Consider the following 24731-nt stretch of genomic DNA (forward strand, 5'->3'; position numbering starts at 1 on the left):
TTCAATGACGATGATGTCGAATCCGTTAAGATTCCATTAAGATTTCCACGTAAGAAGTGTTGATATAATTTCCATGTGGAGGAAGCAGATTTGATTGGAGAGGAACACCGAAGGATGAAAAAAACGATAAGTTTCATTCTGATGCTTATGCTCGTTATTCAGACGTTATCGATGTCCGTCTGGACGATGAAAGTCCACGCGTCGATGAGTGGCGGCGGGACATCGGCAGATCCGTACACCATCCTGACGGTTCAGGATTTGTCCGATATCCGCAACAACATGTCGGCGCACTACAAGCTGGGGGCCGACATCGATTTGGCCGGCTACGACTATGGCGACGGCGGAGGGTGGATGCCGATCGGCACCATCAACAATCCCTTTATCGGCACGCTGGACGGGAACGGATATGAGATCCGGAACTTGACGATCAACCGTTCATCACAGGATTACGTCGGGCTGTTTGGTTACATCTACAACGCTAATTTAACAGACATCCGTCTGCTTGATGTCAATGTGTCAGGTCATGACTTTGTCGGCGGCTTGGCGGGTGTGAACAATTTCGGAAGCACCATCCAACATTCGTATTCGACAGGCAGCGTTAACGGGCTTAATTATGTCGGAGTATTGATAGGCAACCACTCTGGCGGAACCATTCTGGACTCGTATGCGACAGGCAGTGCTAGCGGCGATACCTATGTCGGGGGCTTGGCGGGTGAAATTGATGGTGGCGGAACCGTTCAAAACTCGTATGCGATCAGCACTGTAAACGGGAACCAAGAAGTCGGCGGCCTGGTAGGTTCGAATATAGGACTCATCGAAAACTCGTATGCGACCGGCAGCGTAAGCGGAAATCAGGATGTCGGCGGCTTGGCGGGTAGGAACTATGGCGGATCCACCATCCAAAATTCGTATGCGACCGGCGATGTAACGGGGGGGGATGTTGTTGGCGGCCTGGTGGGTATGAACGATGGTGGTGTACGGGTGGGGGGGATTGGCTCAATAAGCAAGATCGCAAACTCGTATGCGACAGGTCGTGTAACCGGCTCCGGCACTCTCGGGGGCTTGGTGGCTATTAACGTTTACGGCACCAGCGTTAACTCCTATTGGAACACGGAAGCGTCCGGCCAATCCGTCAGCTCGACAGGAATCGGGAAAACGACTGCCGAAATGAAATTCCAGAGCACCTATACTGGCCTGGACTTTACCAATGTCTGGGGCATCCGCGAAGGGGAGACCTATCCGTATCTGCTTGCGTATAAGCCCGAGCTTGCTGCCGTTCCGCTCGCGGCGACGATGTATAACTTGTCTTCCGGCCAAGACGAGATAACGGTGACGGGGACCGTTCGCGACGGAAGCATCGGGGATCAAGTCACCGTCAATTATGTCGTTAAGGATAGCTCGAACGCCACCGTTACAAGCGTCACGTACAGCGTGTATGCCGATGGCAGCGAACAGTCGATCGGCCGTACGATCCCTATTGCCGGATTAAGCAGTGGGATCTACACCTTGAACATATCGGCCGAGGATACCAATCATCCTGCAATCGCCGCGACACCGTTAGCTTTTACCGTTGATGCGACTCCGCCGTCCGTCGGCTTCGGAACGAACGGCAGCGAGAGCTGGGCGCAGTCGGCATCGACGACCGTAACGGTTGCGGACAGCATCAACGGTGTAGACGCTTCAACTTTGGCGTATGCGTGGACGACCGATACAGGTGTCCCGACATCGGGCTGGACATCGTTTGCGAGCGGAGCGACGCTGAAGCAAAGCGCGGTTGACGGGGATTGGTACTTGCACATTCGGGCGGGGGATACTGCAGGCAATATTGGGGACAAGGTGTCGAACCGTTTCCGGCTGGACAATACGGCTCCGGTGATTACGCTCATCGGTTCGTCCAGCATGCATATGACGGCGGGCGGTACGTATACGGAAGAAGGAGCAACGGCAACGGATACCGGAGGTTCAGGAGTCGCAGGCCCGGTAGCGGTGAATGCAAAAGCGCCCGGAACGTACACCTTGCGGTATAACGTATCCGATCTGGCGGGAAATACGGCCGTAGAGGTAACGCGCACAGTCACGGTAGACGCTGCTCCGCAGCCATCGTTACCGCGAAGTGATGACACTTCAGCACCTTTCGCTTCGAGGCCGGTCATCGATTTGGGCGGTACGCCGCTTGACCCGGCTGACATCGACACTTCCAAGCCATCCGTCACCCTTGACGTTGTGCCCAGGGACGGAGCGGCCGTGGTCAGCATACCGGCGAGCATTCTGACGAGCCTCGAAGGCAAAAACGCTGCCTTTCTCATTGAAATCAGAAACCATACGGGAGCTATCAAGTCCCGGTCAATCTGGCGTCGCTGATCCCGGGGTGGAAGGAATGGCTTGCGAAGAACAACCTCAAAGCCGAGGAGATCAGCTTCAAGATCGTCTTGACCGACAAGTCCGCCGACAAGGAGCTTCAAGCCGCGTTTGCGAACGGCTTGCCGAACGGCAAAGCGATGGGCGCGATGGTCGATTTTCACATCGATATTCTGAACGCCAAGACGGGTCAAACGATAGGTACGGCAGATCGATTCAGCCAGATGCTGACAAGGGTTATTCCGTTGCCGAAGGATATAACGAGCATGCCGGCGCATTGGGGCGCGTTCCGATATAACGAAACGACGAAGAAAATGGAGTTCGTTCCCGCCAAGAGTGTACAGATCGACGGCGTACGGTACGTAATGATTAGCTCTTATTCTAACAGCGTGTACGTTGTGGTGGACTATGCAGCGAGCTTCACCGATGTGCAAAAGCATTGGGCGAAGTCATGGGTCGAGCAGGCCGCGGCGAAAGGCCTTGTGGAAGGAGTTGGCAGCGGAAGGTACAATCCTGACAAAGCTGTGACACGGGCGGAGTTTGCCGCCATGCTCGTCCGGGCTTTGGGGCGGAGTGCCGCAAATGTTGGCAGCGCGGCGCCTTATGAAGATGTCCGTCCAGACGCGTGGTATTTTGGGGCCGTGGGAGCAGCTAAGGAGCTTGGACTGCTAGATTTCGCGAGCGGCAACCGCTTCAAGCCCGATCAACCGCTAACGCGTGAGGAGATGGCGAGCATGCTGGCCGCTGCGATGGTCGTTCAAGAGGCGCCGATTACCAAGGAAACGGTGAGCTTGGACGGTTACATGGATATCGCAAGAGTAGACGCGTCCTATCGGGAGGATGTTCGCTTGATGGTGAAATATCGGATCATGACAGGCACAAGCGAGGATACTTTCAATCCCAAGGGTGAAACGACACGCGCGCAGGCGGCGATCGTATTCATTCGTATGCTGCGTCAGCTTGGAATGATCGACTGATTCCATTTGAATCTCATATGCCCTTCAATCCCGCCTGAGCGAATAACTGATTCGGGCGGGATTCGATATCTTCGATTCTCCCTTTATTATCTCATCCCGCAAACCAACGGTTTTATTTGATCGGCTATTGTCACTTACCAGGCAGCAATTCGTTAACCGTCCACATCCACAAAAGGGTTATTTTCTTTTCTTCTCTGTGGTATACTGGAACCACGAATTGAGCAATATGCAAAGGGAGCCGGTTGCAGCCGACTCCCCCGCGCAATAGCCGCTTTTAAGGGCGGTAGGCTTCAATGGTTCACACGATCAGAAATAGACCGCGACCTTTGACCGAGGGCGGTCTATTTCCGTTTTTGGGACAGGATCGCTGCGACTAGCATACCAAAGGTAAGCATAATCATAAGTGCTTCGAACACTGTCACGGGCATCCCTCCCTTCCGAGAGGTAGCCGACCGCCCTTGCAAGCCTATTCTATTGCATTCCAATTATAGCATAAGCACTATGGGAATAGCGAACGTACATTCGTATAATTCGGCGGCATAGTTCTTGGTCACAATGGTGTTTGCGGCTTGCCGGGAGGCAATTGCTTGGGTCACTGGGCAGCCTCAATTTACACCCGCAGCTAAGTCGGAATTTGCTGACGTTGGGACAGTTGGTTAATAGCGTGTGCGAAGTGCCTTATACTGATTTATGCAACCCCTCGCAGCATAGGGGGGGCTGTTAAAGTGAAAAAGATGTAAAAAATCATATCAACAGCTAATAAGCCGAAGCGAAGGGGAAAACTATTTTACCGGTCCCATGACGCCGACGATGAAATCCAAAGGCGAACTGCTGAAGAAACTCGCTACGGAAAGCTATCTCAAAATCATTTACGGCGAAAAACCGATCGAGTACTTCGACGAATTCGTCAAAATTTTTATCGGGGCGTTGCCGATTTTGCTCGTCTATCCCTTCTTGCGTGAATAGCGTCAACTATCCTCCCGAGCATGCCAACGAAGCGTATTTCGCCATTGCGGGCACCTATCAGTATATGGCACACAAGAAACGTCCTCCTTCGGTCTCATGTCCGCGGCTCCTTCGCTTAAGCAATTAGAGAAGTGGGCCTTCTTCATGCTCCGAAGTCTTAGAGCAGTCGGAAGGTTCCACCGATAAGCAGACCGGTTTAGTCGACAAGGTGCATAAATTCATCGAGGAGAACATGAACGATCATTTATCGCTTCGGACGATCGCGGCGCATATCGGCCTTCATCCCCCTTGTCGAGAGCATACTGGGCAGAAACGGGAAACGGTTTGAGCGATTATATTCTGAGATATCGGATGGAATTGGCCTCGTATTTGCTGCGCAGCACCGACAAAAAAATATACGAGATCGCTCAAATCATCGGATACCAGGCAGTGCCGCATTTTATTAAGCTATTTAAGGCTTTTACGAACATGACCCCGCAAGAATTTCGCGATCGAACGGGGTTGTGTTGACGCTGCCTCCCATGCACATGCAATCTTAATATTGACAGGACAAGCTTGCCGAGGATAGAATGGGAATGTAAGCCCTTACAAGGCAACCTGACCGGACAACACGATAGGATACGTTATTATTTTTTACCGTTTATGAAACCCATTTCATGAAAGGGATTTCATCGACTGGGTTCGACAGTTACATGCAGTCTCGCGATGGAATCCGGCCGGCCTCGATCGGTTATTCGTCTTCTATTCGCCAAAATGAAACCCATTTCATGAAAGGGGTTTCAAAATTCGAGGTCATCCTGGAAGCGCATTCAAAATCCATGATGAAAAGAAGTGGCCTATGCGAGTGATACGGAAACCCCATCTTCCGGCGATCATCTTGTTGATCGTCTGCGGAGTGATCTTCGCGCTATATTCGAATCCGCTCCGCCCTGTGTCGGAGCAAAGTCATACAGGGGATGATTTCGTGGGGAAAAATATAAAGCTTGATTATGATGCCGTGCATCAAAAAATCGAGGGTTTTGGAGCATCCGGCGCATGGTGGGCCCAGGACGTCGGCGGATGGGATAATCTCGGCGAAATCATGGATTTGTTGTATGACGACAAGAAAGGCATTGGGCTCAATATTTACAGATATAACATCGGAGCCGGCAAGCCGATCATCGCGGAGGATCCCTGGCGCAGTGCGGAGACGCTTGAAGTATCTCCCGGTGTCTATGATTTGAACCGGGACAAAAACGCCATCCGTGCCATGAAAGAAGCGGCCAAACGCGGAGCGACGATTGAATTGTTCGCGAACAGTCCTCCGGCAAGGCTTACCAAATCGGGCTATTCCTCCGGCGAAAGAACGGGGAAATCCAACCTGCCGCCGGAGAATGAAGAAGCGTTCGCCAAGTATCTCGTCGATATCGCCGAGCTGTTCGTAAAGGAAGGCGTGCCGGTCAAATACGTAAGCCCGATCAATGAACCGCAATGGGATTGGAAGGGCGGTCAGGAAGGCTGCCATTATGAGCCGGAGCAAGTGATCAGCTTGTCCAGGAAAGTCGCGTTGGAGCTGGAGAAGAGGAATCTCCCCGTCAAGCTTCTCATCGCCGAATCGGGAGCGTGGAACGATCCGAACTATACGTTGACCATGTACAAGAGGATCATGAACGACGAGGTCCTCTCGAAGCATATCGATGCTTATGCAGTGCATTCTTATTGGTCCAGCGAGAACGACAAGAAGATTGCGGCGTCCTACTTCTCGCAGTTTGATCGCATGGTTCCGCTGTATCAGACCGAATGGTGCGAGATGAAGAACGGCAACGCCGCGAGCATGGACGCCGCTTTGGTACTGGCGAGAACGATTCATGAGGACATGACCATATTAAATGTATCCGTATGGGAACAGTGGCTGGCGGTAGCCAAGGGGGATTACCGCGACGGTCTCGTCTATGTTCGCGAGTCAACCCGGCAGTTCGGCGCGGCCAAACGGATGTGGAGCTTCGGAAACTACTCCAAATTCGTCAAACCGGGCGATCACCGGATCCAAGCGGAAAGCGAAGACGGCGATATCCTCGTATCCGCCTATGTCAGTCCGAAAGAGGATCAAACCGTTATCGTCGCCATCAACCCAACCCCTCAGGAGAAGCCGGTTGCGTTTCGTCAGTTGAAGGGGAAGAAGACGAAGATTTACGAGACGTCGGAGAAATCCAATCTCGCGCTGGTGAAGGAGGTGAACAAGCTGGAGAGCTATGTGATGCCGCCGGAGTCGGTCACGACATTCGTTGTTCAAGCAGGGGGGTTATTCAGCTTCCTGGATTAACAAGGCTGTACATATAAACAAATAAGGAGGGCGACAAAATGGCAAGCAAACGGTCTGGATTTCTTGCAATGTTTGTTGTACTTGCTTTATTCGTTACTTTATTAAGCGGGTGCTTTGGTTCAGGAGGCAATGAAGCCACGCCGACAGGCACGAGCTCGGAAAGCAAAAACGAACCCTCTCCATCGAGCGAAGCTGCCAAGGAAACGAAGACGGGAGCGCCGACGGTCATCGTTTTCGGTACGCATTGGCAACAGGGGGACGATCCCGAATGGAAGGATCCCGTCACGGGCGCGCCGGGCATGGCGCCGGACCAGCTGCTGGCCAGACAGAAGGCGCAAGAAGCCGTTCTGAAAGAGTTGAATGTCCAGATCAAATGGATCCAGTACCCGAGCGATGTCAGGGAAGCGCTCTTGAAATCCGTGCTCGCCAATGATCCCATCTGCGATGTCTGCCTGTTGTGGGGCGGTTCGCAGGGAACCTTGCTGGGGCAGAACATCTTCCAGCCTCTTGATGAATATCAGAGCATCTTCAGCGACCCGGACAACGCTTGGATGTTCGGCGACAAGATGTTCGGGCACAACTACTTCCTGAATTATATTCTGGATTTCGTGAACACTTGGCCGCTGGTTTACAACATTGCGTACCTGGATAAGGTCGATGCCCTGAAGGAAAACGGTCAAACCGTGTATCCGGTCGATCTGTGGAAACAAGGGAAATGGACCTGGTCTGCCTTCGAAGATTACCTGACGAAGGTCAATGCTTATTATGCAAACAAGAAGGCTCCCGTAAGAACGGACGTGCCGATCAAGGCCTTCCAAACGGACTACCGCTATACGGCGCAGCAGGCGATTCACTCCAACGGCGGCGCGGTATACGGAGCCAATGGACTGACGGCAGACGCTCCGGAAGCGAAGAAAGCGGTAGAATACATCGACGGGCTGATGACGAAAGGCCTGATGATGTCGGTCAGATACGGAGACGATACTTCCGTTCCGGGATGGACGTGGAACGGCAGCGACTTCGGCAATGGAGAAACGGTATTCACCAACATGGTTCCATGGCTGTCCACCGGCGCAGGTCAGACGCTTGCCGGGCGCGGCGAATCCATGGGCGTCGTGCCTTTCCCGAGACCGGACAACATCGCGGCGGATGATCCGAAGTACGAGCAGGTTGTTTTTCCGGGCAACCAGATGGCCGTCTTGAAAGGGATATCCAAGGAGAAGACGGAGCTTGCTTTGAAGGCTTATCAGCTGTACTGGTCGACGGCATACAAAACGCTGGCGAGCAGCGATAAGGCGCTCGACTTCTTCACCAAGCAAGCCAAAAATACGGCGATCAGTTATGGATATGACGTGACGAACGAGAAGCTGGGCGCCAATATGATGGAGGCGTTCACGGCGATCGCCGGAAGCAAGCCGAATGAGTATTCCAGCATCATGCCGTGGGCCAACCTGTGGAGCGACACCATTCTGGGGAATTCCATTTACGGATTGAACGGTTCTCCGAAGTACGCCGCAGCCATCGACGCGCAGAAGAATCTAATCCTTGAATCCATGAGTTCAACGGAAAAAGCGCTCAGTTCGGGGAAATTCATCGATAACATTCCTCCGTCGTTCACGGAGACCGGGACACCGATTGCCGTGGCGGCAGGTACGGATCCGTCCTCCATCCAATGGGATACCTTCGTTAAGGCTCAAGATGCGGTAGACGGGGATATTGCTTTCACCAATGTCAAGGTGGACACCAGCGCGGTTACGTTCAACAAAGTCGGAAAATACGACAACGGCCTTGCCGTATCCGCCAAAGATGCGGCCGGCAACGAGGGGAAAAAGAGCTTTACCGTATTCGTCTACGATCCGAAAAACAAAACCGCTCCGACGATCAAGGCCAAGGAAGGCTACAGGGCGATTAAAGTCAATGAGGATGCTTCCAAGATCAATTGGGCGAACGATTTCGTAGACCAGGCTGCGGACAAGGACGGCTTTGACTTGAAGAGCAAGATTACGGCCGATATCGGGGAACTTGACGTGACGACGCCGGGCAAATATGAGGTCACGCTTACCGTGACGGATTTTGCCGGGAATAAGGCCGATCTGAAGATTACGGTGACGGTAGAGTAGCAAGCTTGGAGGCGATAGGTGCTATGAAGGATTTCATAGCACCTATAGGCCTATTAATGGAGGTTTAGGGGTATGAGGTCTAAGCGCATGATCATGGTGAAGAGAATGTTCGCGTTTAGTATTCCGATCATAGCAGCTTTCCTCCTGTTCATGCCTGCTCAAGGACCGGGGAATGTCCGTGCGGTATCCGCCATGATGCCGGAGGACAACCAGGGGTATGTGGAAGAATCGTACCGGCAATACCTTGCCGATCAAGGCTATGCCGGAACGATGGCCTCCTCGGAAATCAAGGTGGATCTGGGCTCCTATCGGACATCCGGCGATATGCAAGCAAGGATGGACAACGGTTCCGTCATCATCGGCGACAGCGGCACCCTTACATGGAATGTGTCCGTGCAGGAAGCCGGCTTCTATAACATTGCCGTGAAGTACCTTCCAGTTAAAGGAACGAACTCCAAAATCGAGAGAAAATTAACGATCGACGGGCAAAGTTTGTTCAAGGGCATGGACCAATTGATCTTCAACCGGATCTGGGACAACAGCGGCGGAAAGCCGATCGCGGAGAAGGACGGGAATGAGATTCGTCCCGAAGCGGTGGAAAAACCCGAGTGGAAGACGGTTTATCTGAACGATTCGCAAAAGAGAAGCTTGGAGCCTTATAAATTCTATCTGAGTGCAGGTAAGCACACGTTAACGTTGGAATCGGTCAAGGAGCCTCTGGAGATTGGCGACATTACGCTCAAGGCGGCGCCCGAAATCAAGCCTTACGCAGAGGTCATCCAGGAATGGAAAAAAGAATACAAGGTTTATGACAAAGCCAATCTTGTCTACCAGGCGGAGAGAACGGACCGGAATACGCTGAATATCGAGAAATCATCGGTCGATATCGTAATGTCTACCGACTACAGCAATCCCAATACCGTCCCCTATCACCCGTACAAAATCAAACTGAATACGATCGGAGGTCCCAACTGGAGAACCCCGGGCGATTATATCCAGTGGCGGATGAACGTGCCGGAAGAGGGTTTATACAGCCTTTCTTTCCGGGGGGAACAGAACACGAACCGGGGCGTGATGTCCTACAGGCAGCTGAAAGTAAACGGAGAGGTTCCGTTTCTCGAAGCGGCGGCGATCCCCTTCGGCTTCCATACCGGATTTGTCAACTATGTATTAGGGAAACCCGGCGAAGATTATCTGATTCCTCTGAAACAAGGCGAGAACACGATATCGCTGGAAGTCGTGTTGGGCCGGTTCGCCATGCCGCTGTCGGAAGTGGAGCAGAGCGTGCTCGTCCTGAATGAACTGTACCGCAAAACCGTTCAAATTACCGGACTTGCGCCGGACAAATATATCGATTATGAAATCACGAAAAAAATTCCCGACTACGCGGAAACGTTCCGGGCGGAAAGCGACCGTTTGAAAAAAGTGGTAGACGAATTGGTCCGAATCACCGGGGAGAAAGGCGAAAAGACGGCGATCATCGGCAAGATGCAGGTGCAGGCGGAACAATTAAGCCGGAAGCCCGAAAGCGTCATCTATGAGCTGCACACGCTGGAAAACAATATCTCCTCTATGGGCTCCTGGATCTCATCCATATCGGAGATGCCGCTTCTGCTGGACAGCTTTGCCTTGTCCGCGCCGGGAGCGGAGCTGCCTTCTCCGAAGCCGAATGTCTTCGTTCGAGGCTATAACAGCACGGTACGGTTTCTGTCCACTTTCTTCGTCGACCAAACCCAATTGTCCGACGCTTCAAGCGGCAAAGCCCTTAAAGTATGGTTTTCGGCCGGGCGCGATCAGGCACAGATCATCAAAAATCTGATTGATCAGAGCTTCACGCCGGAGTCGAATATTGCGGTGGATTTGCAGCTCATCCCCGAGGATGTCATCCTGCCGGCCACCCTTGCGGGCAATGGCCCCGATGTCGCCTTGGCGATCCCTCAGGCAACGGTTGTCAACTTTGCCATGCGCAACGCCCTGGTCGATCTGTCCAAGCTGGACGGCTTTAACGAAATCGGCGCCAAGTTCGCGGACAGCGCATTGAAAACGGTGACCTATCAGAACGGCATATACGGTCTTCCGGAGCAGCAAACCTTCATGATGATGTTCTACCGGGAAGATATTCTGGAGCAGCTCGGGCTGGAGCCTCCCAAGACCTGGGATGATCTTGAGAATGTGATCTCCGTCCTGCATGCGCACCAATACGATTTCTATGTAAACGCTCAAGGGTTGTACCCGTCGCTCGTGTACCAGTACGGAGGAGACCTCTATCAGGGCAGCGGCAACGATTACGGCATTCGGAGCGGCTTGACCGACGAAAGCGCCATGAATGCGTTTAAAAGGCTTACCAGCTTCTTTACCAGCTACAGATTGCCGGTATCCGCCGATTTCCCCAACCGGTTCAGGTCCAGCGAGATGCCGATCGGCATTGCGCCTTATACGACCTTCAACCAACTGGCGGTATTCGCGCCGGAGATCCGCGGCTTGTGGTCTTTCGCCCCGCTGCCGGGTGTGAAGAATCCTGACGGAAGTATAAACCGCTCTGCCGTTTCCGAAACCGTGGACAGCATCATGATGAGCTCCTCGAAGAAACAGAAGGAAGCCTGGGAGTTTCTGAAATGGTGGATGGATACGGATACCCAGACGCGGTACGCGAACGCGCTTGAGGCGGTCATGGGCGCGGCTGCGAGATATCCGACGGCGAATCTCGAGGTGTTGAAGCAGCTCCCTTGGTCGACCCAAGATTCGCAGGAACTGATGAAGCAGTTTCAGGAGACCGTGGGAATGCCCGAGGTACCCGGCGGATATATGACGGCAAGAGCGATCGATTATGCTTTCCGCGCCGTAGTCACGTGGGACGGCGTAACGAGCGGCGTGAATCCTCGCGAGGCGCTGTTCATGCATGTCAAGCAAATCGACAAGGAGCTGGCCAAAAAACGCAAGGAGTTCCATTTGTCTTCCATTCAGAATGAGGGAAAAGAGGAGTACAGGTGAAGCAGGCGTGGAAAGAGCACTGGGAAAAATATTTGCTGATCCTTCCATTCGCGGTTCTGTTCATCGTGTTTACCGCCATCCCTGTTCTGGCGTCGATCGTGATCAGCTTCACCTCTTTCAACATGCTGGAATTCCCCAAGTTCGTCGGGTTCAGCAACTATATCAATCTCATGGTCAACGATGACGTCTTTCTGATCGCGGTAAAAAATACGCTGTTATTTGCCTTGATTACCGGGCCGGTCAGTTATTTGATGTGTTTCGTTTTTTCCTGGCTCATCAATGAGCTCTCGCCCAAAATCCGCGCGTTCATGACGCTGGTGTTCTATGCGCCTTCGATTTCGGGCAACGCCTATCTGATCTGGAAGCTGATTTTCTCGTCCGATATGTATGGATACGCCAATTCCTGGCTGCTGAGACTCGGATTCGCGGATGAGCCGATCTTATGGTTCGACAAGAAAGAGTACGTGCTTCCCATCCTGATCTTGGTGCAGCTGTGGTTAAGTCTGGGCGTCAGTTTCCTGGCCTTCATCGCGGGATTGCAAAATGTGGACAAAACGCTGTATGAAGCGGGTTCGATCGACGGGATCCGAAACCGCTGGCAGGAGCTTTGGTTCATTACGCTTCCGTCAATGAAGCCGCAGCTGATGTTCGGAGCGGTGATGCAGATCACGAGCTCCCTGTCGGTATCGCAAATCTCGATCGAACTTGCGGGTTTCCCTTCGGTCTCCTATGCCGGCCACACGATTCTGACCCATCTCCACGATTACGGATTTGTCCGGTATGAGATGGGGTACGCTTCCGCGATCGCCGCGATCTTGTTTTTCATCATGGTATTTACCAATATCATCGTCCAGAAAGCGTTAAGAAGGGTAGGTGCCTAGCGTGATCGGTGTTGCCGCAGCGGTCAGGAAAGCTTACCTATCCAGGAAGTTCAAGAGAAGGAACAGAAGCATCCTCGGGGACTTCTCCCTTACTTTTTTTCTGGGCGTATTCGGATTATTCAGCGTATGGCCGCTTGTGTTCATTATCAATAACGCCTTTAAACCGCTGAACGAGATCTTCGTCTTTCCGCCCAATCTGTTCGTGCAGAACCCGACGCTGACCAATTTTGCCGATTTGTCCATCATTCTCGGCAACTCCTGGATCCCGTTGTCGCGGTATATCTTCAATACCGTGTTTCTCACCGCGCTGGGAACGGTCGGAACGGTCCTCATCGGTTCCATGGCCGCTTTCCCGCTTGCCAAATACGTCTTCCCGGGCTCGAGGCTGATGTCGAAGCTGGTCGTCTACTCCCTCATGTTTAACGGAACCGTTACCGCCCTGCCGAACTACATCATCATGTCCAAGCTGCATATGATCGACACGTATTGGGCCATTATTCTTCCTTCCGCGGGCGGCACATTGGGGCTGTTTCTGATGCAGAACTTCATGGTTCAGGTCCCCAGCGCGCTGCTTGAGGCCGCCAAAATGGACGGGGCCGGCGAGTTCACCATCTTCTGGAGGGTCATGATGCCGCTCTCCAAATCGGCCTGGATCACGCTTGTCATCCTATCCTTTCAGTTTCTGTGGGGGACCACCGGGGGCGGCTTTATTTACAGCGAGAAGCTGAAGCCGGTCAGTTACGCGTTGTCGCAAATCGTGAACGCGGGCGTCGCCAGAACCGGGGTCGCATCGGCCGTTACGCTCATCATGCTGGTCGTGCCCGTCGTGGTGTTCGTGATTTCGCAGAGCAACGTGATTCAGACCATGGCGACGACAGGCATTAAAGAATAATGGACGACTCGGAAAGGAAGGCCGGGCGGTTATGAGAGATAAGTGGGCTGCTGTTATCGCCTTCATCCTATGCTTGACGCTTCAACCTGCCGGCGCATATGCCGCGAATACCTTTGAAAGCAATTATACGTACGACTATTGGGCGGATGCCGTAAGGAGCCTTCCGGCGTTCGAATGGGTGACTACGCTGGATAGCGGCAAGATGGGCAAAATCAAAATGGAAAGCGTCGACGATGTGTATGTAAGCAAGGACAGGATCTTTCTGGTGGATTCCGTGGAAAGCCGGGTCAATGTTTTCGATTCGGATCTCCGGTTCCTTCTGTCCATTAAATTGGTCAAGAATGAGCACGGCAAATTCGTCGTCGATCCGGAGACGAACAAACAGCTGATGTTGAATCAACCGGAGGGCGTATTTTACAGCGATGCGCTCGAAGAGCTATATATTGCCGACACAGGGGCGGAGCGGATAATCGTTCTGGACGGGAAGACCTACGTTTACAAAAGGACGATCGAAAAGCCGGAAAACATGCCGGGGGTGACACCGTTTAAACCTTCCAAGCTGGTTGTGAACAAGGAAGGGAAAATCAGCGTCGTTGTCCAGGGCAGTTATGAAGGCATCGTGGAAATCAACCGGGACGGCTCCTTCTTCCGATATTTCGGCCTGAACAAGCCCAGGGTCAACGTGGCGGATTACTTCTGGAAATCGATCGCCACCAACCAGCAGAAGGAAAAGATGAAGAAGATATTCGCCCCTTCCTTCAATAACGTGAGCATCGATTCGGAAGGGTTGATCTATGCGACGACCTTTGATTCCTCGGCCAAGGATCGGGTATTCCGCTTCAATGCCAAGGGAGAAAACGTGCTGATTACGTATGGTTGGCCGGTCATCGGCGACCTGCATTACATGAGCGAGCAGGATTACAGCCGGTTTGTCGATATCGCGGTTACCGACTATGGCGTGTACGCCCTTCTGGATAAAACAAGGGGCAGGGTATTTCTCTATAATTTCGAAGGGGAAATCATGAACATCTTTAATTCATCCGGGAACTTGAAGGGCAATGTCCGGAATCCGACCGCCATTGCCTGGTTTGGAGATAAGCTGATCGTGGCCGACAAGCAATTCGGCGTCGCCCATATCTTTCAACCGACGGAATTCGGTCAGGCCGCTCTGGAAGCCGAAAAACAATACCTGAACGGAAACTGGGAATCGGCGGGCAAAGCGTACCAAGATACGCTCGCGCAAAACGCGAATTACGAGATTGCCTATACCGGCGTAGGCAGGAATTACCTGATGCAGGATTTGTACGAAGAAGCGTTATATTATTTCAAACTCGGCAACAGCCGTCATTACTATTCCAAAGCTTTCGCCGAGTATCGCAATTTGTTCATCCAACAGCACTTCATCTGGTTTGTCGTCTCGTTCGTGCTCCTGGCCGGCGCATTGTTGTATTCGGAATATCGATACAACAGGAAACACGGGTAACGAAAGGCCAAGGCTGGAAAGGGGAGGGGTGCTCGATATGTCGGGAATGATGGCAGACGGAAAATACATGTTCTACGTACTCTTTCATCCGTTCGAAGGTTTCTATGATCTGAAATTCGCGAGAAAAAGAAATTACACGATTCCTACGGTGATCATGCTGATCTGCGGCGTTGCAGGCATTCTGGGTTATCAATACACCGGCTTTATTCTGAACCGCAATCCGCTGTTTGCCATGAACAGCATCACGCTCTTCTTAACGACTTTGTTCCCTTATTTGTTGTTTCTGATCAGCAATTGGAGCATCACGACCTTGTTCGACGGCAACGGAACCATGGGAGATATTTATATCGTGATAAGCTATTCTCTGGTTCCGAAGCTGATCTTCGACCTCGCGGGAATGATATTCAGCAACATGATTATTCAGGAAGAAACGGCGCTGCTGCATGCATTCGAGGCGATTGGAACGGTGTGGTTCTGTTTCTTGCTGTTCTGCGGACTGTGTGTCGTTCATGAATACAAACCGTTAACGAACGTTGTCACGCTTGTCGTTTCCTTCTGTTCCGCGGTGATCATTGTCTTTCTCTCCATGTTGTATTTCACCTTGCTCGGGAAAGTGTTCGGATTCATTCACACCGTATTCATTGAGTTGACGAAAAGGTGATGACCAGATGATCAACCGTGTGAGCGGAGCGGCGGTAAGACGAATCCAGGGTGCGGGAATCAAAGGGCTTCTGCTGGCGTTGCTTGCCGTACTGATTGTTGCGGCGATTTATTACGTTCCCCGGTATGTCGAACATGCGAACATTAAACGTCAGGCACCGCCGGCGTATTCCAGAGAAGGATTATCGGCTTCGATCGGCAAGATCGACAACAAAACGGGAACGGTTCGATTGGCAAGCAGCGAGGGAAAAGAGCTGTCGATCGATACGGCCACATTGAATATCAAAGTCGTGGATACGAAATCGGGCGCCGAGTGGAACAGCATCTATCCGGATGAAAAAAGCGGGGATCTGGAGAAATCGCCCATGGTGATCAAGTTTCTGGGCAAGGACAGTTCCATGCGCGAATGGGATGCTTATCGATACAGCATTCAGAACGGCAGCTACACCCTCCATCAAATCAACAACGGTGTCCAAATCGTATTCGACTTGTCCGAAACGGAATCCTACCGTCTGGACGAATATATGCCGGCCAAAATATCAACGGAAAATTATCAAAAAGAGTTTCTGGATGCGTTGGATCAGAAGGTGAAGGAAGGAAAAATAAGCGCGGATCAAGCTCAAAAATATAAAGAAGCGCTGGAGCTCACCTATCAGCTGGACCAGGATAACGGCTATTATTTCAACAAGTTTGCAGGGCTTCCGCCGCTCTCTCTCGTGAAAGAACTGATCCAGTTCTCCAAAGCGGTGGAATACACGACGGAGATGCTGATGGCCGACAGCCAGGCGTACGGAATCAGCGTAACGATCACGAAACCCGCAAGATTCCTCGTCACGATGGAAGTGACGTTGGACCAAGGGGATCTTGTCGTCAAAGTACCGACGTACGAGACGCAAGGCGACAATGATTTCTATACGCTGCAGAACATCTCCGTGCTCCCCTCCTTCGGACTGGCATCGGCGGAGAAGGCGGACGACGGGTATATCCTGGTGCCGGACGGTTCCGGAGCGCTGTTCAGACTTAATACGTTCAATGGCAAGTATCCGGAATACGATCGGCCTGTCTACAACAACACCTATTACGACACGCTCTACGTGATGCCTGAATATCCCGAGAATCTGACGATGCCTGTGTTTGGCATGTACGGCACGGATCAGACAGGAAAGTCGCGTGGATTCATGGGAATTATCGAGAAGGGGGCGGAGCTCGGACACATCAAGGTCCAGCTCGGCGCGAAGGATACGTCGGCCGGAGGTACCTTCTACAATAAGGTCTACAGCGCTTTCGACTCCATGCAGTATTCCCGGGTCAAGGTGTTTGGACCTTACAGCGACAATGATGCTCGCTTTCTGGCTACGACCGGCTTGATACCCGTGGACTACACGGTAAGATACAAGCTGTTTCCGGGCAAGGTAACCTATTACGATCTGGCGAAGGCCTATAAGGAATATCTGAAGGAGAAATACAACCTCAAGGATTCCTATAACACGACGCCGAAGCTGTTTCTCGACGTGATCGGAACGGTAACCCTTAAGAAGCGGTTTCTGGGGATCCCCTACAAAGAGAATTATTCCATGACGAAATATAGTCAGCTGCTGGCGATCATGAAGGATATGCAGGGCATCGACAAGATCGTCAACTATAAAGGCGTCTTCAACAACGGCCTGAATAACTCCATCGGAAACAAGGCCGAATTAGCGGGGGCAAACGGAAGCAAGAAGGAATTGGACTCATTAATGAAATATTTCGACGGAGAACGCAATTCGCTGTTCCTGAATGCCGACCTGATGAGAGTAACCGATACAAGCGGAGGCTTCCGGCCGAAAAGCAATGCGTTGTACGGGTATGACGGAAAACCGGTTGAAATCCGGAAGTATCTCTATTCGATCGGCATTTTTAATCGGTTCAGCACGAAGCAATACCTTTTAAACCCATTGTATTTAAGCGATACGGTGGACAAATTCATCAAGAAATCGAAGGACTATCCGAATCTATTCGTGGAGGACATGGGGTCGACTTACTATGCCCACTACAATCCCCGGGAAATCATCGATCCCGTCATCGCCGGTTCGATCGTGAATGAGAACCTGAAGAAACTGTCCGATCATAAAACGATCGCCTTGGAAAATCCGAATATCGATAAAATCGGTTATATCCGCTACGCGGCCGATATCTCCAGGGAGAGCAGCAATTACGGCACCATGTACGTTTCGATCCCGTTCCGGCAGCTGGTGATGAACGGACTGACGGAATATACGACCTTGAATGTGAACATGTCCTCGGACAGAAGCGATTATTTCCTGCTGCAAGCCTTCGAGCTCGGAAGCATCCCGAAGTTTACCATCAGCGCCGAGAATGCAGATATCCTTAAAAATACCGATTACAGCGACTACTTCTCGATTCAGTACGCTTCGCTGAAGGATAAAATCAAAGACGTATACGAGAAGTATAGCAGAGGACTTGCGCAAATCGGTTCCAAGGAAATCGTCGGCCACCGCATGCTCGATCAAAACGTATTTGAAACGACGTATGCTTCAGGAGCAAAAGTGATCGTCAATTATAACAAATTTCCTGTCTCCGCCTCGGGATATCATCTTGATGCGTTAGGCTATCTCATCGAAGGGAGGTAAGGAAATGGCGAAAATCCGCGTTTCATATAAAAACATGAGAAAAATCCACGGCATCGTCTTCGTGCTGCCGTGGCTGATCGGGTTCATCCTGTTCTTCATCACGCCGCTGGCGAACACGATCAAATACTCCTTTCACAACGTAGGCGTGGCGGACACAGGCGGAATGGTTCAAAAATATGTAGGCCTGCAGAATTACATCGATCTGTTCAAAGTGGAAGTGTCCAGTCAGAGCAAGCAGTTTTTAAGAATATTCTCCGACGAGAATCTGAATATCTTCGTCAATACGCCGGTGATCGTCGTATTCAGCTTGTTCTGCGCCATCTTGATCAATGTCAAATTCAAGGGGCAGGGGCTCGCCAGGGTGATCTTCTTTCTGCCTATCGTACTGGGACTCAAAGTCGTCGTGGATTTGATCATGGTCACGACGGGCGGAGATGTCGCCGACGCGGCCGTAAGCGAGAGGTTCGACAACGGCATGATCATCGATTTTCTGCTAACCTATACCTTTCTTCCCTTGAAGGTTTCGATTTTCATTTCGGATTTGGCCAATAACGTGTTTCTGCTGCTGTCGCAGACCGGGGTCCAGACGCTGATCTTCCTGGCGGGACTGCAATCCATCAACAAGTCGTTGTATGAGGTGGCCAAAATCGAAGGCGCGAGCAGTTACGAAGTGTTCTGGAAAATCACGCTCCCGCTCATGTCCAACATCTCGCTATTTGCTTTCATCTATACTTTTGTCGACATGTTCCTCAAATCATCGATCTCCACGGAGGTTTACTATTTTGCTTTCAACAAGAACAACATCGGCGTAGGTTCGGCGTTATCGGTCGTTTATTTGTTCAATGTTCTTCTCGATTTGCTGCTGTTATTGTTAATCCTTAGCAGGGTGGTGAAGCTGAATCATGCTGCCAAATGATATGAGGGCAGTCCGGGAGAAAATGAAGAAGACGATTTTCGGACTGTTGTTTTTCTCGCTGATTATCGGAATGGGTTTTGCCATCTTGTATCCGTTGATCAAATTGGCTCCGGTCGTATTCAACAACCTGGAGGATCTGGGCAATCCCGATGTCATCTGGGTGCCGGAACAGTTTTCCACGGTCAGCTTTCAGGCGGCAATGAGACTTGCGTTCGGCAACGGAATGCCGATCCTGCAATCCGTAGGTTTTGCCGCCGTGATCGCCTTCATCCAGATCTTCGTCAGCGCGATCGCAGGATACTCGCTCGGACGGGTCGACTTCTGGGGCAAGCACCTGGTCCTGTTTCTTGTCATCCTGACCTTCGTCGTCCCTCCGCAGTCGCTGTTGATCTCGCAATATTTAAGCTTCAAGCACTTTGACATGATGGGAATCATGACGGCCATGAATGGCGGTACGATCGACTTGTTGAACAAGCCCTATACGCTTTATCTGATCGCCTTATTCGGTTTCGGGGTCAAGCAAAGCATGTTTGTTTTCATATTCCGGCAGTTTTTCAAGGGGTTGCCGAAGGAACTGGAGGAAGCTGCCTATATCGATGGCTGCAGCTTCTACAAGACCTATTTCAGGGTCGGACTGCCGAATGCCGTACCGGCGATCATGACGGTGGCCATTCTTGCTTTTGTGTGGAATTACGGAGACACTTACTATACGGGATACTTTCATCCGGATGGCCCTTATTTGAGCCTCAAGCTTGCAACCACATTCGCACCGGCCAATGTCAATCATATTTTATATGCCATCCGAACCTGGTATGACGTACCCGGGGCTACCACCTTTGCTTTCGATGCCGCCAAGCAAGCGGCAGCCTTCATCTACCTCTTGCCGCTGTTGATGATCTACTTCGTCGTACAGAAGCGGATCGTCGAGAACTTTGAACAATCCGGTATCGTGGGATGACAAGAATCCGGCCGGCGATTCTCCTCATATGCTTATTGGTCATCGTACTGGTTGCGATTTCAGCACGATACGTAATGACGTGGCACGGGGAGTCGAAACAGGTGAACTACTCGGGTTATCTCTTTGCTTACTTTAAGGGAGAAGGAGTGCCGGACGGGGAACAAATCTACTTTGCTTTAAGCGAAGGCAACGACCCGCTGAACTGGAAGGAGCTGAATGGCGGGAAGCCGGTCATTACGTCCGAAATGGGCGAGAAAGGCCTGCGGGATCCATTCGTCATCCGGTCTCCGGAAGGCGGCAAGTTCTATCTGATCGCCACCGACCTGAAGATTTACGGAGACGGGAATTGGGACCGGGCCCAAAGACAAGGAAGCCGATCCATCATGGTGTGGGAATCCGATGATCTGGTAAACTGGTCCAAGCAGCGAATGGTGGAAGTGGCGCCGAAGGAAGCGGGCAACGCGTGGGCGCCCGAAGCATTCTATGATGGCGCGGCGGGTGAATTTGTCGTTTTCTGGGCTTCCAAAATCTACGCGGATCACAATCATACGCGAAATACGTATCAAAAGATGATGTACAGTAGAACCCGGGATTTCCATCAATTTACGGAGCCGCAGGTGTACATGGATTACGGATATTCCGTCGTGGATACGACCATGATTGCGGATGAGGGCAAAGTTTACCGGTTTACGAAAGATGAAAGAGATCCGTCGTCTGCAGCCCCGCATGGCAAGATGGTTTTCCAAGAGGTCGGGAGCTCCGCGTTCGATCCCGGATTTGGAATGGTTCAGGAAGGCGTCGGCGGGATCCGGGGAGTGGAAGGTCCGACCGTCTTCAAATCCAACACGGAAGAGAAATGGTATTTGTTTGTGGACTCCTACGGAGGAAGAGGTTATGTGCCGTTTGAAACGGCGGACCTGGCGACGGGGCAATGGACATTATCCGCCGGTTACGCATTGCCGCGCAGCCCCAGGCATGGGACGGTTATACCCATTACGCAAACCGAATATGATGCGATTTCCGCCAAATATTCGATAAGGCGATAACGTTGACGAAAGGATCGGCCCATATGAAGAATATTACGGTCTACGATATCGCCAGGGAAGCCAATGTCTCGGTATCGACCGTTTCGCGCGTATTGAACGATACGGCGCCTGTCAAAGCCAGTACCCGGGAGAAAGTCAATAAGATCATCAAGAAGTACCAGTTTCAGCCCAATGCGTTGGCGAGAAGCCTCATCAGCAAAGCAACCGGCACGATCGGCATCATCGTGCCGGATATTACGAATCCGTTTTTTCCCGAGGTGTTCAAGGGTGCCGAGACCGAGGCGCGCGCCAAGGGCTATACTTTTTTTCTATGCGATACGGAAGGGGACTACGAGCGCGAGTCGGAATACCTCTCCATCTTAAAGGAAAAGAGAGTAGACGGGATTGTTTTCCTCGGGGGGAGAATCAATTTGGCGCGCTGCAGCCCGAAGCTTGCGGAAGAAGTGACCGAGCTGTCGAAACAAATCCCGGTCGTCCTCGTGAACGGAAACCTTCCGAAGAGCTCTATGTACCGGGTGATGACGGATGAAGCCGCAGGAGCGGAGCTGGCCACCCGGCATCTAATCGAGATGGGACATCGGGATATTGCTTTCCTGGGCGGCTATGACGCCATGAGTACGACGAGCCAGAAGGTGAAAGCTTATAAAAGAATCATGAAAGAAGCCGGCTTGCCCGTCCGACCGGAATGGATCATCCACGACGGCTTAAGCATCGAAAGCGGAAAAGCGATGATGGGCCAACTGATCGGGATGAAGGAAAGGCCGAGCGCCGTTCTATGCGTGAACGACTTTACGGCGGTGGGGGCCGTGAAAGAGGCCATCGAGCGAGGACTGCGCATACCCGAGGACATCTCGGTCGTAGGCTACGATGATACCCATTTGTCCACGGCGATTATTCCTGAACTGACTACCGTCACCCAGCATACTTACGAGCTCGGCAAACAAGCGGTGCAAATTCTGCACCAGCTCATCAACCGGGAAGAGACGAGAAAGCTGACGCTGTTCCAGCCGGAGCTGGTCGTTCGTCAAAGCACCGGGCCTTACCATGAACTCGCTCCGAAGGTCGAATAAGGTTATCCCCTTAAGAAATGGATCATTTCTTGGGGGATAACCTTTTCTTTTAACCGGCGATCGAAGGCGATATCATAGCCGGCTTGATGACGGAACGGTAGAGCAAGAGGATATGTACGGCCATGATCAGAAGCACGGCATAATCATAAAGATGGGTAGAAGGGGCATTTCCGGTGAAGTTCAAGAAATTGTGGAAGCCGTGAAAGAGAATACCGGGCACGATGGTGCGATGCTTGACGACGAGCAGCGAGAGCAGCAGGCCGAGCAGGAAGGCGTAAACGATTTGCAGAATCGTGTCTTCCAACGATTGGCCGCCGAGCGCTTGCAGGGCATGGGTTACGCCGAAGAAGAAGCTGGAGACGAAAACCGCGGAGCCGGTTCCTTTATGAAGCAGGACGCGCAGCATGATTCCGCGGAAGAGCGATTCCTCGACAAAGCCGACCAGCAGAAGCTGCGACAGAAGCATATAAGCGAAATAGGAGAACGGATGCGCTTCAAAACCGCGATTCGCGATGAGCAGCAGCATAAGAATGAGCAGAAGCGGCGCAAAATCCAGCCATTGCCTGGGTGAAAGCTTCGGCCCTTCCGCGAAGAAGAATTGCTTGCCCCTTTTCTTGAAAGAAAAATACCAGGCCAGGAACAAGGCGATCGGGATAAAACCGATAAAAGGCGCTGCCGGGTGGGTCGCTTCGGTGATCGAGGCATAGGCGCTGCCTCCCGCGATAAATACGATAAGCGCAAGCTCGATGAGTGCAATGACAAGGTACGGACGTTTCGTATAGGGTTCCATGTTATAGCTCCTCTTTATCAATCATTTTCGTGAAAAACGCATGTTCCATCTTGAAAAATTGCAGGCCGTAATGCATGACCGATACGCGGTAATAATAATCGTCCTTGTTCGGCAACTGTTCCAGTTCTTTGGAGACAATCGTCTTTAAGGATTCCATCCGGGAAATGCCGTTCTGAAGGGAATGCTGAAACGCCTGCAGGTTTCTCTTCCGGATCTCTTCCTCTAAATAGTCGTAGAAAAAAAGTTTGAGCAGATGTTCCCTCCTGTTGCTCTGCAAAGGTTCCTTCAACCACTCCAGAAAATGTCCGCGTCCTTGCTCGGTAATGGCGTACAGCTTCTTGTTCTTGCTGTTGTTCGTTTCTTCCTCCGTCAAGCGTCCGGCGGCGACTAGCCGGTTAAGCGCCGGGTATAGGCTGCCATAACTCATTTTGAAAAATAAGCCAACCGTCTGCTCGGCAATTTTCTTGATTTCATAACCGCTCTTTTGCCCTTCCATCACAATGCCCAAGCTAACGTATTCGACCATTCCGACCACCTCTCATACATCAAACCGATATATCAATTTGATACATTTAATATAAAGGCATCCTTTTCCATTGTCAATCACCATTCCTAAATAAATGAAAAAAACGATAGCTTTCGGTCAAAGTAAGCTATACTTCGGAAAGGAGGGTGCCGAGGCTTCTTGCGACTTCTCGTCCATATCGTATGGTTCTGGTGCCGATCCGGCACGACGCGCAATTCTTGAAATGCTCGCCGACCGAATTGCGCAAAATCGACAGGGGGGAAGAGTGAATGATCCGTTATTCCAAAGGAACCGAAGCGGGAATGGATTTGCTCTATCAGGCTTTTACCGACGGCTTTTCGGACTACATGCTGAAAATGGAGATCAGCCGGGACCTGTTCGAGAAACGTTTTTTCGGACCGGAAGGCAACCGCTTGGAGCATACTTTTCTTGCTCAGGCAGGCGGCAAGCCGGTCGGTGTCGTACTCGGCGGCGTGAAAGGGTATGAAGGAATCAAGACGATGAGATGCGGCGCTTTGGCCGTGCATCCGGAATTCAGAAGGGACGGAGTCGGGCGCCGATTGATGGAGCTTCATCAAGAAGAAGCCGTACGGCTCGGTTGCGGACAATTGTTTCTGGAAGTGATTGCAGGCAACGACAGGGCGATTGATTTCTATACGAAACTGGGATACGAGAAAGTGTACGATTTGGAGTATTTCACTCTCGCAGATGTCAGTCTTCCGGACCCCGGGCACACGGGTCCTGCCATTATCAAGCCGGCGGGCATCCTTGACTTTCAAGCCATCCGTCGACGCCTCTCCGAAGTCCACGTGAGCTGGCAGAACGATGTCGATTATATCGAGCAATCGGAAGGAATCGTCCTATACGGGGCTTACAGCATGGATCGGCTGGTCGGCTTGATTTGCTTGCATCTGACCGGAAGGATCAAGTTTTTGTGGGTGGACGAACCCGTTAGGCGCCAAGGAATCGGCATCGGGTTGCTCCGTAAAGCAGCATCCGAGCTCGGATTGTCCAAACTTCACTTGAACATGGCCGGCAACGCCTCCCTTCGTGATTTTGCGATCAACCGGGGTTTTCGCCAAGACGCGCTCTCTCAAGTTGAAATGTATAAAAGGTTGGCGGAGAATTGATATGATAGAATGGTCTAAAAGGTGACTTTGCGTAA

At 51.7% G+C, this 24731-nt stretch carries 20 protein-coding genes; 17 read left to right on the forward strand and 3 right to left on the reverse strand.

What is annotated here, in order from left to right; all coding sequences use genetic code 11:
* The first annotated feature begins 114 nt into the window (after window positions 1-114).
* Window positions 115-2361, forward strand: coding sequence for a GLUG motif-containing protein (locus tag GE107_RS06865; protein ID WP_219638920.1), 2247 nt, complete (start codon window positions 115-117; stop codon window positions 2359-2361).
* 68 nt (window positions 2362-2429) lie between these two features.
* Window positions 2430-3335, forward strand: coding sequence for an S-layer homology domain-containing protein (locus GE107_RS06870; protein WP_219638921.1), 906 nt, complete (start codon window positions 2430-2432; stop codon window positions 3333-3335).
* A gap of 341 nt (window positions 3336-3676) precedes the next feature.
* On the opposite strand, the gene GE107_RS27045 is transcribed toward GE107_RS06870, so the two are convergent.
* Complete coding sequence (locus GE107_RS27045) at window positions 3677-3763, reverse strand: putative holin-like toxin (RefSeq protein ID WP_370636295.1); 87 nt, start codon at window positions 3761-3763, stop codon at window positions 3677-3679.
* A gap of 382 nt (window positions 3764-4145) precedes the next feature.
* On the opposite strand from GE107_RS27045, the gene GE107_RS06880 reads away from it, so the two are divergent.
* The 14 genes from GE107_RS06880 to GE107_RS06945 all read left to right on the forward strand — a co-directional run bounded on the left by GE107_RS06880 (window position 4146) and on the right by GE107_RS06945 (window position 22250).
* Complete coding sequence (locus GE107_RS06880; protein ID WP_219638923.1) at window positions 4146-4301, forward strand: hypothetical protein; 156 nt, start codon at window positions 4146-4148, stop codon at window positions 4299-4301.
* Between the two features lie 288 nt (window positions 4302-4589).
* On the forward strand, window positions 4590-4811 hold the full coding sequence (locus GE107_RS27050) for a helix-turn-helix transcriptional regulator (RefSeq protein WP_370636285.1): 222 nt from the start codon (window positions 4590-4592) through the stop codon (window positions 4809-4811).
* Between the two features lie 454 nt (window positions 4812-5265).
* Window positions 5266-6603 carry a glycoside hydrolase family 30 protein gene (locus GE107_RS06890; protein ID WP_219638925.1) on the forward strand — a complete coding sequence of 446 codons (1338 nt, stop codon included), beginning with the start codon at window positions 5266-5268 and terminating at the stop codon, window positions 6601-6603.
* 38 nt (window positions 6604-6641) lie between these two features.
* Window positions 6642-8723: an immunoglobulin-like domain-containing protein gene (locus tag GE107_RS06895; RefSeq protein ID WP_219638926.1), complete on the forward strand. Its 2082-nt coding sequence runs from the start codon at window positions 6642-6644 to the stop codon at window positions 8721-8723.
* Window positions 8724-8795: 72 nt separating this feature from the next.
* Window positions 8796-11714 carry an extracellular solute-binding protein gene (locus GE107_RS06900; RefSeq protein ID WP_219638927.1) on the forward strand — a complete coding sequence of 973 codons (2919 nt, stop codon included), beginning with the start codon at window positions 8796-8798 and terminating at the stop codon, window positions 11712-11714.
* On the forward strand, window positions 11711-12595 hold the full coding sequence (locus GE107_RS06905) for a carbohydrate ABC transporter permease (protein ID WP_219638928.1): 885 nt from the start codon (window positions 11711-11713) through the stop codon (window positions 12593-12595). The genes GE107_RS06900 and GE107_RS06905 overlap by 4 nt, the downstream gene beginning before the upstream one ends.
* A gap of 1 nt (window position 12596) precedes the next feature.
* A complete protein-coding gene (locus tag GE107_RS06910; protein ID WP_370636286.1) occupies window positions 12597-13487 on the forward strand; it encodes a carbohydrate ABC transporter permease in 891 nt (296 codons plus the stop codon).
* Window positions 13488-13518: 31 nt separating this feature from the next.
* Window positions 13519-14970: an NHL repeat-containing protein gene (locus GE107_RS06915; protein ID WP_219638929.1), complete on the forward strand. Its 1452-nt coding sequence runs from the start codon at window positions 13519-13521 to the stop codon at window positions 14968-14970.
* Between the two features lie 37 nt (window positions 14971-15007).
* Entirely contained in the window at window positions 15008-15631 is a 624-nt protein-coding gene (locus GE107_RS06920) for a Yip1 family protein (RefSeq protein ID WP_219638930.1), read from the forward strand.
* Window positions 15632-15638: 7 nt separating this feature from the next.
* Window positions 15639-18260, forward strand: coding sequence for a DUF5696 domain-containing protein (locus GE107_RS06925; protein WP_219638931.1), 2622 nt, complete (start codon window positions 15639-15641; stop codon window positions 18258-18260).
* Window positions 18261-18264: 4 nt separating this feature from the next.
* Window positions 18265-19176, forward strand: a complete 912-nt coding sequence (locus GE107_RS06930; RefSeq protein ID WP_219638932.1) for a carbohydrate ABC transporter permease — start codon at window positions 18265-18267, stop codon at window positions 19174-19176.
* Window positions 19163-20134, forward strand: a complete 972-nt coding sequence (locus GE107_RS06935) for a carbohydrate ABC transporter permease (RefSeq protein WP_219638933.1) — start codon at window positions 19163-19165, stop codon at window positions 20132-20134. The genes GE107_RS06930 and GE107_RS06935 overlap by 14 nt, the downstream gene beginning before the upstream one ends.
* Window positions 20135-20235: 101 nt before the next feature.
* The gene (locus GE107_RS06940) at window positions 20236-21180 is read left to right on the forward strand and encodes a glycoside hydrolase family 43 protein (RefSeq protein WP_370636288.1); all 945 of its coding nucleotides are present in this window, start codon (window positions 20236-20238) and stop codon (window positions 21178-21180) included.
* Between the two features lie 23 nt (window positions 21181-21203).
* Window positions 21204-22250, forward strand: coding sequence for a LacI family DNA-binding transcriptional regulator (locus tag GE107_RS06945; RefSeq protein ID WP_219638935.1), 1047 nt, complete (start codon window positions 21204-21206; stop codon window positions 22248-22250).
* Window positions 22251-22299: 49 nt separating this feature from the next.
* On the opposite strand, the gene GE107_RS06950 is transcribed toward GE107_RS06945, so the two are convergent.
* Together GE107_RS06950 and GE107_RS06955 are read right to left on the reverse strand one after the other, a co-directional pair.
* Complete coding sequence (locus GE107_RS06950; protein ID WP_219638936.1) at window positions 22300-23040, reverse strand: CPBP family intramembrane glutamic endopeptidase; 741 nt, start codon at window positions 23038-23040, stop codon at window positions 22300-22302.
* Window position 23041: 1 nt separating this feature from the next.
* Window positions 23042-23566 (reverse strand): PadR family transcriptional regulator, encoded by a 525-nt coding sequence (locus tag GE107_RS06955; RefSeq protein ID WP_219638937.1) that lies wholly within the window; start codon window positions 23564-23566, stop codon window positions 23042-23044.
* 269 nt (window positions 23567-23835) lie between these two features.
* On the opposite strand from GE107_RS06955, the gene GE107_RS06960 reads away from it, so the two are divergent.
* Complete coding sequence (locus GE107_RS06960) at window positions 23836-24696, forward strand: GNAT family N-acetyltransferase (RefSeq protein WP_219638938.1); 861 nt, start codon at window positions 23836-23838, stop codon at window positions 24694-24696.
* The last annotated feature ends 35 nt before the right edge of the window (window positions 24697-24731 follow it).

The organism is Cohnella sp. CFH 77786 (assembly GCF_019400745.1).
Taxonomy (GTDB): Bacteria; Bacillota; Bacilli; order Paenibacillales; family Paenibacillaceae; genus Cohnella.

What these genes read in the sequence shown, in the direction of transcription:
- GE107_RS06955 (WP_219638937.1), bottom strand. Translation starts at nt 23,566, where the DNA reads ATGGTCGAATACGTTAGCTTGGGCATTGTGATGGAAGGGCAAAAGAGC.
- GE107_RS06865 (WP_219638920.1), top strand. Translation starts at nt 115, where the DNA reads ATGAAAAAAACGATAAGTTTCATTCTGATGCTTATGCTCGTTATTCAG.
- GE107_RS06950 (WP_219638936.1), bottom strand. Translation starts at nt 23,040, where the DNA reads ATGGAACCCTATACGAAACGTCCGTACCTTGTCATTGCACTCATCGAG.
- GE107_RS06920 (WP_219638930.1), top strand. Translation starts at nt 15,008, where the DNA reads ATGTCGGGAATGATGGCAGACGGAAAATACATGTTCTACGTACTCTTT.
- GE107_RS06880 (WP_219638923.1), top strand. Translation starts at nt 4,146, where the DNA reads ATGAAATCCAAAGGCGAACTGCTGAAGAAACTCGCTACGGAAAGCTAT.
- GE107_RS06960 (WP_219638938.1), top strand. Translation starts at nt 23,836, where the DNA reads ATGATCCGTTATTCCAAAGGAACCGAAGCGGGAATGGATTTGCTCTAT.
- GE107_RS06900 (WP_219638927.1), top strand. Translation starts at nt 8,796, where the DNA reads ATGAGGTCTAAGCGCATGATCATGGTGAAGAGAATGTTCGCGTTTAGT.
- GE107_RS06915 (WP_219638929.1), top strand. Translation starts at nt 13,519, where the DNA reads ATGAGAGATAAGTGGGCTGCTGTTATCGCCTTCATCCTATGCTTGACG.
- GE107_RS27045 (WP_370636295.1), bottom strand. Translation starts at nt 3,763, where the DNA reads ATGCCCGTGACAGTGTTCGAAGCACTTATGATTATGCTTACCTTTGGT.
- GE107_RS06935 (WP_219638933.1), top strand. Translation starts at nt 19,163, where the DNA reads ATGCTGCCAAATGATATGAGGGCAGTCCGGGAGAAAATGAAGAAGACG.
- GE107_RS06945 (WP_219638935.1), top strand. Translation starts at nt 21,204, where the DNA reads ATGAAGAATATTACGGTCTACGATATCGCCAGGGAAGCCAATGTCTCG.
- GE107_RS06930 (WP_219638932.1), top strand. Translation starts at nt 18,265, where the DNA reads ATGGCGAAAATCCGCGTTTCATATAAAAACATGAGAAAAATCCACGGC.
- GE107_RS06925 (WP_219638931.1), top strand. Translation starts at nt 15,639, where the DNA reads ATGATCAACCGTGTGAGCGGAGCGGCGGTAAGACGAATCCAGGGTGCG.
- GE107_RS06895 (WP_219638926.1), top strand. Translation starts at nt 6,642, where the DNA reads ATGGCAAGCAAACGGTCTGGATTTCTTGCAATGTTTGTTGTACTTGCT.